A 13,348-nucleotide genomic window follows, 5' to 3' on the forward strand; every position below is an offset into this window, starting at 1 on the left:
TTTAATTTCAATGTAGAGGAAGGATTCAATATGCCAAAAATAGAAACTGATTTATATCGAGCTATCAAAGAAGCTTCTTTTGACACTCCCTTTATCGTAGACGGTGAAGCTATTGATGGCCTACTTTATCCACGATTTCACGACACGAGCTATATTACCGCAAGTGGTGAGGAAAGAACCAGTAGCGCGGATGTAACACTCTACAATGACGCTTTAACTAAGGCTGAAATGGTGAAAACTGGTGGCGGCACATCTATGTTTGATGTATCGGGCTGGTTTGGTCCAGACTCTTGGGAATATTTTCATGTCCCCAAAGATACTGAATACAGTGAAGGCTTAAATATTAAAAGGGGTAGAAGCAAGCGTAAAAATCGTGACAAAAAGCTTAGTGGGCGCCACTATCAGATTGAGCCTAAAAATCCGATGACAGTTGATGCTTATAAAGGAGCATTGAATCATTTTGCACGTGCTGCCATTGCAAAACAAGTTCAAAACGCGAAGTAAGGAGGTACTATGCCCGAGATTAATGAACGCACGCTTGTTTTGGCCATTCAGGCTATCGACAAGGAGATCCATGCCTTTCATAACTTGGCTGAATCAGACGTAGTAGACGGAGATGAAGAGTTTCTAGTTTCACTGGAGAACGCAGCGGAGGATCTTGAAGAGGCATACGAAAAAGCATATCAAGAAGCCACCAATCTGCCCCCCTATCAACAGCTTGTTCGCGAAGTAGATGATTGATACTTAAGTATCTGGGTCAGAGTAAACTTAAGCCTAACCTCAAAGGTACTGATAGTTTAGGTTGCAATGTGCTGACCACAAATCATGATATTGCTGCTGTGTTTTATGAAGGCGGGTGTTGTGATGATTTTTCCAATCAACTGCATGCGTAAACGGACCTCATATATCCCCCTCAAATCCCCCCACATCAACCAACTAACAAAGAAAAAGAAGCGACAAACATGGGGTTCCATCTGAAATAATGACAAAGATGTTTAATATTGCAACGTGGTTACATTCTCTCGAAAATAGTCCAGCTGACCGTTGCATTCGTGAGAGATAATGTATGTCCTGCTCGTCACATTTTTCTCGGCTAAACCGTACCAAAATGATTGATCAAATGTAGTTAGATACCAGCCGTCACTCAATTCAAGCGACGTTAATCCGTTTATCATCGTGCCTTTAGGAAAAATCTCAACTCCTAATCGAGTTAAAACGTTGATAAATGCCTCTTTATTTTGACACTGCTGCCAACTAGTGTCGGCATCGTCTTTATAGTGGTCAATGCGGAAATCAATATCGTCGGCAATCAGTTCTAACAATGTCATATCTCCCTTTTCAAACCGATTTAGCAATTGATGGATTACAATATTGTCATGACGTTCAAACATTTTAGATACCTTATTATTAGTTGTATTCAATTAGCCCTTTCGAATAAATATCGAGTGCTGATAGAACATACGAATAACGTTAATTTTGTGAAATAGAAAATAACGTTAAGCAGAAGGTAGATAGATTAGTTAAAATTTACATATAGGTATAATATGTATTTTATTATCAAACCATAGGTAAATTGTGTGATAGAAGTTAAGCCTCTCCACTACTTTATAGCGGCTTATGAAGAGGGCTCAATTACTGCTGCAGCACTACGATGCTTTATTTCACAGCCGTCAATTACTCATGCCATCAAATCATTGGAAAGTAGCTTGGGTGTCATATTATTTGAGCGAAGCAAACAGGGGATACGGCCAACGATAGAGGGGGAAAAACTGTACAAACTCGCGACAGATTTGTTATTACAAAACCAGCAACTAGAAGCCGCCTTTACACCTAATAGTAAAGTTGAGTTGCATCTCTATATACAGCCAGACATTAACATTGAACAGTATTCCGATATTATTGAAACCATTAAACATAGCGCGCCATCTATTAATTTGTCGATAGTTGATAGCGTTGAACAATCGCAGTTGGCTATCATTGATGAGCAATTGCTTTCATCAAAATTTCAATTTAAAAGACTCAATCAGGAAAGTTACAAGTTGGTTGTGCGCCGGGATCATGCATTAGCAAATAACAATAAAGTCAGGTTAGAGTCATTCAAAGATCTTGAGTTTATTGAGCGACCTTACTGTACTAACCGCAAAGTGTTTGAACGACTCACCAATGAGAAAAACATAACAATCACTTACAAAGGAAAAGCTATTCACGACTTACAAATCCAAGGCTTGGTAAAGCTAGGATTAGGGGTTGCTGTGATACCAGGATCGTATATCCAACAAGACCACGACTTAAAGTACATATCCATTGTTTTGGATACCCCAATAACACGCTCCATTGTGCTCGCATATCGAAAGCTGCCTAATGTATTAATTAAAACTATTGAGGCAATACAACATAGGTCTATGGCGCTAGATAAAGTAAAAAGCAGCGACTAGACCTTTTACCTAGTTATTTACAATAGTCTTTATCAAGATGGCCATATACGAAGCATATGCTGCTCTGTCATTTACAGCACCTCCTGAAATATCCAAATTAAATAACGACGAAGTCATTAGCACTATTAGTCGCCACGGGGATCTTTAGAAGTAATTATTCAGCAGTACCTTGTTACTCGATTTTTAATAAGGCTAACATCAGTACACGCTCTTTAGGCGATAGGGACTCTAAGGTCTTTTTAAGAATAAAAGGTCAGAGTGAATTTAAATAAACTATATGAATTAACAAACAACCACGATAGTTTTCATTTTAGATAAATCATCTGACCTCAAAGGAGCAAACTATCAGGACAGTCACGTTAACTCGTGCATCAAATCATCACTTTGATTATATTACTTAGTGTTACACTTCGGTGAGTGTTAAGGAGGATACATACTAATTTATAAATCAAAATGGTTTAAAAAGTGAAATGATATGAAAGATAACATTCTAGATGTAGTACAGGATACAGCAAAAGATCTGGCAGAAGCAGGGGTGATGAATATGACAACTCTGCGTGAGTTCGATGCTATCTGCTTGCCTGAAGTGAAACATTATAACGCTGAAAACATTAAAGCTTTACGTGAAAAAGAACACGTTAGCCAAGCTGTTTTTGCTGCTTACTTGAACACTAGTCCATCAACGGTTAGACAATGGGAGCAAGGCAACAAAAAACCTCGTGGTACATCATTGAAACTACTTAACTTAGTGGCTCACAAAGGTTTGAGGGTGTTGGTTTATTAATCACTCCTGTTCTCTCTACCTGGCCTCAAAGGTACTGATAGTTTAGGTGGCAATGTGCTGACCACAGATCATGATATTGCTGCTGTGTTTTATGCAGGCGGGTGTTGTGATGATTTTTCCAATCATCGGCATGTGTTAACGGACCCACTCGGCAAATCGGGCAGCATTTATCTTCGGCAAATCTAAATGCTGTGAGGTAACCATTAATCGGGTGTGCATTTTTATCCGAATATACATACACCTTACTTTCTTCATGCTTTACGTACTTATCTTTGTCTACTTTTCGCACCATGTAGTTTTTAAATAAGGATAAATTAAATACCTGATTACCTAGGAATTGGTAAGGCCTGTTAAGGGTTAAGCTTGTTTCAATATGCCAATCGCTGTAGGGCTTTACTGACTTGCTAGTGATATAGCAAAGGCGCTGACCCTCTGGGTTTAATAACATTGCAAAGCTGTGTTTTAAAAAGCGATAAAGTAAATCACGATTGGCTAGGTTAGCGCGTTTTTTACGCTCTTTTTGAGGTGTAACGTCGCTATGTTGACTTGGTACTAAGGGGTGATTAAAAATGACTATGTCGGCAAAGTTTTGCGGTAGGCGGGTAACGCTTGCACTATCCTTTATATCGACACTATGTTTGACCATCACCCCCGCGCTTAACAAATCATCCAGTGCATTTCGAGTGTATTTGTTCCTTAGCCCATCCTCACTATCGTAAGTCGTTGCTATAAGATTGTTAGGGGGAATATGTTCTAGTAAGGCTCGCGAGAAACTTAAATCGCCATCGCCAATTGTAATAACACGGCAGTTTTTGGGTAAGTACATTATACCAATCCGTATAAAGAAGTGACCACTCAGAATGCACCAGACATTTTTGCGTAAGGCGTCACTATGCAGTAATGGTTAATCCCTTTCAAGTAGTGAGAACGAATCGCAAGAATGGCTGGTGCTTTCCCTTTAGGGCGAGTTTTAAAAGGACTTACTCTGCGTTGCTCGAATTCGCAATAGAATAACTATTACTTCATTCAAGCGCCTTGATTAAGTCCATTTAAAATCTCGCTGAGAGGTCACTTCTTTATGCACAATGGTATTAAGTACAAATGCAGCTGATTTTTCCAAAGTGTAACAAAATCAACGATAAGGGATTAAATTTATCTAGGTTAGAACAATTAACAAGACAGACAATTAACAAGACAGTCACGCTAATTCGTGGCCAGCTGTTTAAGCACTACGCCGTTCCTGATGGCGCAGTGCTTAACCCATAAATGGAATAAATTATTGACGAACTTTTATTCGAGGGTAGGTAGCTTTGTAATTAGTTATCGTGGTTGTTCTGTTAATTGTTCAGTCATTCTCAACTTCTGAAAATAGCACAAACCCGCCCAAAACTGCTTGAATATAGTTGCGCCAAAGCATCTTGATAGATGCTTAACTCTTTGCCCTTGCGGGTAAAAATTCTATTGCTTACTCTTTTTACTTTAACATTGCGCGGCGGGACTAATTGTTGTCCGTCCACTGCACGTTATTTTCTTCTTTTATTGCTGCCTTTAGTAAGTCGATTAAAGGTAAAGCACGGTGAGAAAGGCTGACAAAAGACGTTTCCTCGGTATCGTCTGTAGGTTCTTCTGATCCGGGTTGTTGCTCTGCTACCCCGAGCGCAGCTTCCAGATTCGTCAGTGCTGCTGGGACATCTTTTGCAAGTATTGCACTGGGAACAGTACCGCTATGCCCCATCATTTTCAGTAATTGCACTGCTATATCTCCGAACATAGTAATGTTGGCACTAGCCTGACTGGAAAAAATTACTAACATGATGAATTAACTCTTAAGGGTTGCTCAATAAATGTAAGATGAGTGTACGCCTATACAACTCTCTTTACTTCAACTACCTAGTTCCCCCCTCTTATTAAAAGTTCATTCTGACCTCCGATATTTAACCCCGATATTTAAATAAGTTGAAAAAATAAAAAATAACGTTGCTATACATGACCCTAAAAATGCTAAAGCCATATCTTTTTGAGCATCCCATATATCTCCTTGGGTGCCTAAATAGGCGTCTCCCTCTTCTACAAAAAACATATCGGCAACGAGCCATTCTATGATTTCATATATTGCACTAACGGAAAGTATAATCGTTATGGGTAAAAATAAGGCGATAGTTTTGGGGTATTTTAGCCATTTTGCAAAGCATTCTTGCATAGGGTAAAAAAGTAAAATACCGAAGCTAAAATGAACAAGGCGGTCATATTGGTTTCGAGGGGAATTAAACATATCCTGTAACCAATACCCAAATGGATTCTCTGAATAGGTATATTTTGAACCATATACATGCATGCATAAAAAAATACAGATCAACAAATAACTGAAGGTGCTGAATTTGTATTTTGTGTAAGTTGTTATTAAAAAAAGCAATGAAATGGCTGTCAGGGTATTTTCGATAAGCCAATTTGCAGTGTCGGTAGTGCCAATTATTGAATTTGTCCATATTGCGACAAACGAGATAATAAGGATAGCCAACCAAGTGGTGCTTCTCGTTTTATCACTGGCTTTTATAATCATATCCAAAACTATCCTTTATATTAATGTTTAATAGAACATAGGCATAGGAATATCGGTGGCAAAATCTGAGGTATCCCAACAAATAGTCCAGGTAAAACAATGAGATAATTAAATGTTTTAGCTAACATTCATGACATTTGGTGATCCGATCAATCGCCAAAACTCACAAAGCATTAATGCCATGAATGTAAACACCATATTGAACAATACCCTGTCACTTGTCACCTCAAATATGCACAAAGCTCGACGAATAGCGTTGTCCGCTTGTGTTCATAGTTTACTTACATGTGAGGAATTAGCATGACTCTGCTGTTAATTATTACTGTTAATTAACAGCAGATATTTTGGTAAACATTAAGCGGTGTTAATTCTCTTTACTTGAGTGGCTAATCGCTTTATTGGCAACTGAATAGGAGAATCCTTGCCCAATCAAATGTCTCAATGCTTTTTGTTTGATTTTTTCATCTACAATAGGAGGTTCACCAAATTTTTTAATTTTAAGTGCTAATGCTTTATCTAAATAGTCTTCTTCAGTGTTACTTATTGATTCTACGCACTCATTGATTATTTGGGATGTGAAGCCTTTGGTGTAAAGTTTTTGCTTTATTTTGTTGGGACCAATATTCTTTTCTGAATAACTTAGGGTCAAGCGTTGTGCATACCGAAGATCATCAACAATTCCTCGTTCGATAAGATGGTTGAGCGCTTCCTCATTAAATGAGGTGTCTTCTTTGAATAATAGGTTTGCCTTTTGCATTAAGGTTTTTGATGTGTAATCTCCATATTTGCCAATCAGCCACAAGAAATAACCTTTCACTCGCTCGTATGTTATCTCTTTAGGCTTTGCATCTTGTGCTTTCTTAAACATGTTTTAGCTCTATGAATTTATCTATTTTTTAATTTTAATTTTGATTGTATAAGTTTAATGTTTGCGTTGTTCACGCCATATCTTTTTGCAAGCTCAGTCCAATGCTCTAAGCTAGATTGTATTTCGTCCAATATGTCTTCAGCTTTTTGTTTTTTGATATTGGTCTCTTTAGCGAGTTTCAATAGGTGTTCAACGCTAGGGTTTCTGCCTTCACCCATAACAGTCGTGCTTTGTTCTCCACTTGGGCCAGACGAGAATGTCAAATCATATGCTGGAGAGAGCTTCCAATGACTATCTTCATCCATCAAAAAACTAAAGTTTTTTGAATGGTCATCACGGTTATGTGTGAGCACATTAAATGCGGCCAATCTGAATGCTTTTTCGACCTCGCGCACATCGCGAGTCAGCATGCCCGTTAAAGTTAAGAGGTCTTCGTAGTCTAAAGAAGGTGTTCTAAAATCTGAGTGCAGCAACCCGCAAGCGGTATGCATGTGATAGCGTTTTGAAGCAACACGGTCAAAGCGCTTTATCGCAAAATATCCGGGCCCTTTTTCAGCAGAGAAAAGGTGAACATCTGGCATATCAATGCCAGCGCCTTTTGCGAGAAGAGCGTAAACATATTCTATTGCGCCAGCATCAATGCCATCTTGTGTGTTAGAGAATTTTACTATCCAAGGCTCATAGCCTTCAGGGAGTGTGCTCACGCCATTAATAATATGATCGCGCTTTTGATTAACACCAATGAGGGCTTTTGGTCGCGCACCAGCCGAAGAGCCATTTAAAGCGATAAGGTTTTCCAGTACATCACTGCTTTTACCATCGAGTACTTTTTGTGCTTCTGCGGATATTTTATCTAAGTTGATACTTTCATGTTGTTCGACTAAACCAAAGTCAGGCTCGCCAAAATTAGATTGATAAGCCAGTGCGCCAAGCCCATGGGTGCCAATATTAGCTAGCCTATCTAGCGGTGTTATATCAGCAGGTAGGATCCCCTGAGTCCGTGCAAAACGGTCAAACAATAACCGCCCCCATCCATCGGGTAAGCTGTCATTAAATACGCCTGGCAACCCTTCAAATAGGGTATTGTCAAAACTCTGCAAGCCTGGCTGTAGTGGAAGTTTTATAGGTGATATTTCTAGGTTCAGTTCGATAAAACTGCGTTCATATTCAAAGTAGACTTTTCGCTCGCGCATAGCAAGGCGACCTATCGCAATGCGTTTTGTGCCGAAGTCGAGGCTGACTTTTATTTCATTTGTGGTCTTTCTTGTGCTCATTTTCGACTACCTCGCTGACGTGTTTTCGTGCTTGGTGTTTTAAGCACTTCATCAATCGATAAAAACTCAGTTTTTTTAGGCGCGCTAGCTTCAATAATGTCATCTAGGCCACCAAGCACCATATAAAGCTTGAGGAATGATTCTAGGGATATAGCTCCCTCTTGCTCGAACTTACGCAAAGTACGAAGGGGGACGCCAGAGCGGTTGGCCAGCCCCGCTTGTGTAAGATCCATTTGCAGACGCTTTGCTCTTGCATTCTCTGCTAGTTTTTTTTGAGATTTCGCTGGTGAGGCAAGTGACATCATTATGTTATTAAGTCTATTAAAAATAACTTTAATGACATTATAGTGTCACTAAATTGGTGTGTCACGATTTAAATGGCAAAAACAATCTTTGAAAAAAGGAATTTAATTAGCTTATGTGTGAAAAGCTATCAGGACAGTCACGCTGAAATATTGGAAATATCGGGCCGGAACACGATTATTCCCCCCTAGATATTTCAATTGAATCTAGGTTAGCCGTATCTTCTTTTTAAAGATGGGTGTCACCTTAGCTTTAAACCGTTTGTGTCACTGGCTTTATTAATGAGATAAAGTGTCAGTAACCTACTATGCGACGGTAGAGTTTTACTTTCATCCACTAAAAGAGCCCAAAAATGAAAAGATTTCTAGTCTTTGCCCTCTGTGCACTAATGACCAATACGGTAATGGCTGAGTTATCGGCGAACGAAAAGAAAATGCTTGAGTATATTGACCATAACAATCCTCAAGCGCTGCAATTACTTGAAAAAGTGGTCAATATTAACAGCGGCACCATGAACTTTGCCGGTGTTCGTAAAGTCGCTGATGTCTTAATTCCCGAATTTGAAAAGCTCGGTTTTAGCGCTCGCTTCGAAGACGGCAGTGCTTTTAATCGAGCCGGTCACCTCATTGCTGAGCTTCATGGCGGCAACGGACCAAAATTATTACTTATCGGCCATCTGGACACTGTATTTGCTGCCAATAGCCCATTCCAACACTTTGAACTACTAGAAAATAATCGAGCAAAAGGCCCCGGTATTGCGGATATGAAAGGTGGCAACATCATTATTTTACAAGCACTTGGCGCACTCAAGGCGGCCGGTGAATTGAATGATATGAACATCTTGGTAGTTATGACGGGTGATGAAGAGCTCAGCGGCAGACCACTGGCATTATCGAAGAAGGCCCTGATTGATGGCGCTAAATGGGCAGACATTTCCCTAGGCTTTGAAAATGGCGATGGCAACCCTAAAACCGCCAATATTTCCCGTCGTGGCTCGGTGGATTGGGAATTAAGCTTAAGCGGCGTGGCCTCTCACTCATCACAAATATTCAAAGAACAAATCGGCGCAGGCGCCATTTACGAAGCCGCCCGGATATTAAATCGTTTTTATGAGGAGCTTCGTAGTGAAGAGTTACTGACTTTTAATCCTGGGCGGATTATGGGAGGCACCGATGTCGAACATAATAAAGCGACTAATAGTGGCAGTACTTTTGGTAAAAATAATGTGGTTGCGCAATCGACTATTGTCACTGGTGATATCCGCGCCATTTCACTACAACAGTTAGAACGCGTTAAAACTAAGATGCATGCCATAGTGGCAGAGCATCTACCTAAAACGACTGGCGAACTGGTCATTGGCGAAGGTTATCCACCAATGGCCCCTACCGATGGCAATAAAATATTGCTTAGCCTGTTCAGCCAAATCAGTGAAGAGTTGGGATATGGATCTGTGGAGGCGGTAAACCCATTAAATGCCGGTGCTGCCGATGTGTCCTTCACCTCTGAGTATGTTGATATGGCACTTGATGGTCTTGGCATGAGTGGCTCGGCAGGTCATACCGTAAATGAAACCGGTGATTTAAGCACCCTAAGCTTACAGGCTAAGCGGGCCGCCATTTTATTAAACCGCTTAAAATATCGCTAATACCAATCCGCATAAAGAAGTGACCACTCAGCTGTAACAAATCAAAACGGACGATTTATGATCCATTTAATTTATGTTAGTGATTTTTCTCGAGAACTAAATCAGCAAGATTTTGACGATATTCTTGCTGTATCGACAAAAAATAATTACGAGCAAGATATAACCGGTTTTCTTGTGGTGAATGGCCAGAACTTTTTTCAGGTCTTAGAAGGTTCAAAAAAACATGTTTTTACACTATTAGAAGCAATCAGGCGTGATCCCCGTCATCAAAATTTGCGTGTCATTATTTCTGAAATAATAGAAAAGCGAGATTACCCCAATTGGAGCATGGGTTTTGTTTGCAACTGGGATAACGACCTTTCCGATGATCTTAAATCTGTGTTGACACAATACGGTAAAACCCAAGAATTCAAACTAAGTCATGGGAAAGGGTTGCGTGGGTTGTTGCAAGGACTAGGATAATTCAGGGGAGTAATTCGCGCTCTTCTCATAGCTGCTGGCACAGAGTTAAACTCAATATATCGATAAAGATGCAGAAAATAGGTTTCTTTCTCAGCGCAATTAACAGGACAGTCACGCTAATTCGTGCAACTAAACCTCAAATTCTCTAGAGTGCATTGAGTTTTTTTAAACAAATTTTAAAAATTATGCGTCTTTTTACTAATTGTTTCGTCTTAGAATAAGTACCGGAAATTTAAAATCAGTTGAGAGCATTTTTATGATATCTGAATGGCAAAATCACAAGGAGCAACTTCGCAGCTACGTTAACAAGCGCATTGATGACACAAATGCGGTAGATGACATCCTTCAAGATGTGTACATCAAAGCCAGTGACAATTTGCATCAATTAAAAATAAAAGGCAGCCTTAAAAGTTGGCTCTATCGTATTGCTCACAATACTGTTATGGATTTTTATCGACAGCGTCAGCCCTTTGAAGAATTGCCTAAAGATCTCATTTCTGAAGAGCAAGATACCGGTAAACAAGCACGTGAAGAATTGGCTCAATGCTTACGGCCGTAGATTGATAAACTGCCAGAAAAATATGGCAAACCATTGCGTTTGGCGGAGTTAGAAGGTGTTTCGCAACAAGTTATTGCTGATCAGCTTGGTTTATCACTCTCTGGAGCTAAAAGCAGAGTGCAAAGAGGCCGTGTAAAATTTCGAGAACAAATGATGGCCTGTTGTAATTTTGAAGTGGGTCAAGAAGGTATAACTGGCTATTCCCCAAAAGATCTAACTCAGAAAACTAAATGTTAGTTGCTTGCTATCTAGAGGCATAAAGTTTTCGTTTTTAACCACAGACACAGTTACCTTAGATCGCTAGCAAACCGATGTGCACTTGCAGCCTATAGCGTGGCGCAGACTAGAATTTCGGAGTAACAATGGATCATAAAACACGCCCTGTAATTTCACAGCATATAATCGATGAAGCCACTGAATGGGCGATCATGCATGGCGTCGCCTTTCGCCAAGCAGATAATACGGCGAGACATTGCCCATTTAGTATTGCGCCGATGACAATGGAGCGTGAGGTGTTCCAGCACTTGCGCCAAGTGACACCTCTGGTCACTAAGCTGATACACAATGTTTCTGAAGATCACGACTTCCTCCAGTCTGCACTGGGTGATGTAGCAAAAGCGGATCCATTTTTTGGTCGCTTGTATTCTTTACACCAACAGGCACATGGCGATATCGAACATCGACTTACAGCGGCTCGAAAACCGTTATTGTTAATGCGAACCGACTTTATGGATGATCGTCAGCATGGCGCAAAAGTGATTGAGTTTAATGGTATTGCTGCTGGTATGGCCCCTTTTGGCCAACGCGCGACAGAGTTTCATGCCTTTATGAAAGAGCAGTGGCCAGCGGTTTATCGTGACTGGTTGGAAGATAACCTATCGACACCGGCAGAAAATCAAGGGCTTGAACAGCTGGCTTTTGGTATTACCCAAGCCGCTAAACAAATAGCGGCGGTGTTTACTGACAAAACTTTAGGTACGCCTGAAACTGTGCAATATAAGCCTACCTTTTTGATGGTTGTTCAAGAAAATGAAGATAATGTATACGACCAACATTTACTTGAAATAGCACTGCAAAAGCGAGGTTTACGAACGGTAAGGCGCACCTTTGAACAACTCAGTACTCAGCTTTCAACCGGCGATAATAAGCGCTTGATGTTAGAAGACATAGGTGCAATTGATGTTGTGTATTTGCGAGCAGGTTATCAATATGCTGATTATTATTCGCTACAAAGGCATGAATCGATATGTTGCCAAACGTTAAGCCAAACACGACTGTTTATTGAGCAACACCATGTAGCGGTTAACGCAACATTCAGCCAGCAACTAACAACCAGTAAAACCATGCAGATGCTACTGACTAAAATGCCTGCACAAGAATATGCGCGCTGGGGACTTAATCTTGAAGAAGCCAAACAAGTAAAGAGTGTTTTAGCGGACATGAAGCCAGTAAACCCCGCGACTATTAATTGGTTTAACACACAAACTAATAAACAAGCCTGGGTATTAAAAAACCAAGGCGAAGGTGGCGGCCACTGCGTATTTGGTGATGATATCAGCGAGAAGTTGCAGCAACTCTTGCCACATGAGTATGACGCATGGGCATTAATGCAACGTTTGTATCCTCATGAGCGGGAGGTGCCAACGATTGCCGTACGTGATGGAAAGCAAACACAGATTGATGATCTTGTTAGCGAGATAGGTTTATTTAGCGTCTATTTTGATGGTGCTGCTGTTACTGAAATGGATGGTTATGCGGGTTACCTTATCCGCAGTAAACCTGCGAGTGAAAATGAAGGCGGTATTCATAGTGGCAAGGGGATTTTAGACTCCCTTGTACTGATTAATTAACAAAGTAAACAGGGCAGTCATTCTAATTCCACTAATTAGAATCTAAGAGAGTCGTTATTTACTAAACACTTTACCACCGATCATTTTAAATGCAGGAGTGCCTCTTATTAAGGTGTCTCTGGCAAAAATGGTATTACAATTTGGGCAAGTGCAGGGCGCTACAGTGAAATCTTTAGTGATGCGTTCTTTAAAACATTTTATCAGTGAGCCTTTGCCGCCTTTGCGGTATTTAAATAGCTGGGTTTTACACTGACTGCAGTAGATGTCTACGGATGACTCTGGGACTTTTTTATTGGGCTTAGCCATTTATTTTCCTGCCCAGTCGATGATTATGGATCAATGAATATAACCTTTGATTGACCTAATGATGTTTTATGAAATCTACCATGAATTAAAAAGTCATTGTCACTTCTTTATTGGGATGGGTATACCAGTCCCCCATTCATATTAACTAAAAAGTTGATATGAATGTCTTTGTAAATAGCCGACTTAAAGTACTTATGGTTTCGCTATTAATAGCGTTTATTGCGCCCTAGTAAACTTGTGAATTACCTGTACAAACTTTGAGTAATGCAGGCCTCGATTTGGTATTATATTGGCACTATTTA

At 40.1% G+C, this 13,348-nt stretch carries 17 protein-coding genes; 9 read left to right on the forward strand and 8 right to left on the reverse strand.

Annotated features, from left to right (window positions below):
* The first annotated feature begins 30 nt into the window (after positions 1–30).
* Positions 31–504 carry a Tse2 family ADP-ribosyltransferase toxin gene (locus tag GARC_RS16240; protein ID WP_007622138.1) on the forward strand — a complete coding sequence of 158 codons (474 nt, stop codon included), beginning with the start codon at positions 31–33 and terminating at the stop codon, positions 502–504.
* 9 nt (positions 505–513) lie between these two features.
* Positions 514–741, forward strand: coding sequence for a hypothetical protein (locus GARC_RS16245; protein ID WP_007622144.1), 228 nt, complete (start codon positions 514–516; stop codon positions 739–741).
* A gap of 254 nt (positions 742–995) precedes the next feature.
* Here the strand turns inward: GARC_RS16245 and GARC_RS16250 are convergent, their stop codons facing one another.
* Positions 996–1,391, reverse strand: a complete 396-nt coding sequence (locus GARC_RS16250) for a hypothetical protein (protein WP_007622146.1) — start codon at positions 1,389–1,391, stop codon at positions 996–998.
* 186 nt (positions 1,392–1,577) lie between these two features.
* Here GARC_RS16250 and GARC_RS16255 point away from each other — a divergent pair, with 186 nt between their 5' ends.
* Together GARC_RS16255 and GARC_RS16260 are read left to right on the forward strand one after the other, a co-directional pair.
* Positions 1,578–2,435, forward strand: a complete 858-nt coding sequence (locus GARC_RS16255; RefSeq protein ID WP_007622147.1) for a LysR family transcriptional regulator — start codon at positions 1,578–1,580, stop codon at positions 2,433–2,435.
* A 475-nt stretch (positions 2,436–2,910) separates the two neighbouring features.
* Complete coding sequence (locus GARC_RS16260; RefSeq protein ID WP_007622148.1) at positions 2,911–3,219, forward strand: helix-turn-helix domain-containing protein; 309 nt, start codon at positions 2,911–2,913, stop codon at positions 3,217–3,219.
* 25 nt (positions 3,220–3,244) lie between these two features.
* Here GARC_RS16260 and GARC_RS16265 read toward each other — a convergent pair whose 3' ends face one another.
* From GARC_RS16265 to GARC_RS16290, 6 genes are all read right to left on the reverse strand, one after another.
* Positions 3,245–4,045, reverse strand: a complete 801-nt coding sequence (locus GARC_RS16265; RefSeq protein ID WP_007622150.1) for a class I SAM-dependent methyltransferase — start codon at positions 4,043–4,045, stop codon at positions 3,245–3,247.
* Positions 4,046–4,717: 672 nt separating this feature from the next.
* Complete coding sequence (locus GARC_RS16270; RefSeq protein ID WP_007622156.1) at positions 4,718–5,032, reverse strand: DUF1840 domain-containing protein; 315 nt, start codon at positions 5,030–5,032, stop codon at positions 4,718–4,720.
* Between the two features lie 102 nt (positions 5,033–5,134).
* Complete coding sequence (locus GARC_RS16275) at positions 5,135–5,779, reverse strand: DUF2238 domain-containing protein (protein ID WP_007622158.1); 645 nt, start codon at positions 5,777–5,779, stop codon at positions 5,135–5,137.
* Between the two features lie 364 nt (positions 5,780–6,143).
* The gene (locus GARC_RS16280; protein WP_007622160.1) at positions 6,144–6,647 is read right to left on the reverse strand and encodes a regulatory protein RecX; all 504 of its coding nucleotides are present in this window, start codon (positions 6,645–6,647) and stop codon (positions 6,144–6,146) included.
* Positions 6,648–6,664: 17 nt separating this feature from the next.
* Positions 6,665–7,921 carry a type II toxin-antitoxin system HipA family toxin gene (locus tag GARC_RS16285; protein ID WP_007622162.1) on the reverse strand — a complete coding sequence of 419 codons (1,257 nt, stop codon included), beginning with the start codon at positions 7,919–7,921 and terminating at the stop codon, positions 6,665–6,667.
* Complete coding sequence (locus tag GARC_RS16290; RefSeq protein WP_007622164.1) at positions 7,918–8,226, reverse strand: helix-turn-helix domain-containing protein; 309 nt, start codon at positions 8,224–8,226, stop codon at positions 7,918–7,920. Before GARC_RS16290 ends, GARC_RS16285 begins: the two co-directional genes overlap by 4 nt.
* A 350-nt stretch (positions 8,227–8,576) precedes the next feature.
* Between GARC_RS16290 and GARC_RS16295 the strand changes: the two genes are divergently transcribed.
* The 5 genes from GARC_RS16295 (at position 8,577) to GARC_RS16310 (ending at position 12,740) form a co-directional block, all read left to right on the forward strand.
* Positions 8,577–9,869: a M20/M25/M40 family metallo-hydrolase gene (locus GARC_RS16295; protein ID WP_039989879.1), complete on the forward strand. Its 1,293-nt coding sequence runs from the start codon at positions 8,577–8,579 to the stop codon at positions 9,867–9,869.
* Between the two features lie 57 nt (positions 9,870–9,926).
* Positions 9,927–10,331 carry a BLUF domain-containing protein gene (locus GARC_RS16300; protein ID WP_007622166.1) on the forward strand — a complete coding sequence of 135 codons (405 nt, stop codon included), beginning with the start codon at positions 9,927–9,929 and terminating at the stop codon, positions 10,329–10,331.
* A 256-nt stretch (positions 10,332–10,587) separates the two neighbouring features.
* A complete protein-coding gene (locus tag GARC_RS27370) occupies positions 10,588–10,890 on the forward strand; it encodes a sigma factor (RefSeq protein WP_226989186.1) in 303 nt (100 codons plus the stop codon).
* 9 nt (positions 10,891–10,899) lie between these two features.
* Positions 10,900–11,127: a sigma factor-like helix-turn-helix DNA-binding protein gene (locus GARC_RS27375; protein ID WP_226989193.1), complete on the forward strand. Its 228-nt coding sequence runs from the start codon at positions 10,900–10,902 to the stop codon at positions 11,125–11,127.
* A 125-nt stretch (positions 11,128–11,252) separates the two neighbouring features.
* Positions 11,253–12,740, forward strand: a complete 1,488-nt coding sequence (locus tag GARC_RS16310) for a glutathione synthase (RefSeq protein WP_007622167.1) — start codon at positions 11,253–11,255, stop codon at positions 12,738–12,740.
* 54 nt (positions 12,741–12,794) lie between these two features.
* On the opposite strand, the gene GARC_RS16315 is transcribed toward GARC_RS16310, so the two are convergent.
* A complete protein-coding gene (locus GARC_RS16315) occupies positions 12,795–13,046 on the reverse strand; it encodes a hypothetical protein (RefSeq protein ID WP_039989880.1) in 252 nt (83 codons plus the stop codon).
* Positions 13,047–13,348: the final 302 nt, after the last annotated feature.

Source organism: Paraglaciecola arctica BSs20135 (assembly GCF_000314995.1).
Lineage (GTDB): Bacteria > Pseudomonadota > Gammaproteobacteria > Enterobacterales > Alteromonadaceae > Paraglaciecola > Paraglaciecola arctica.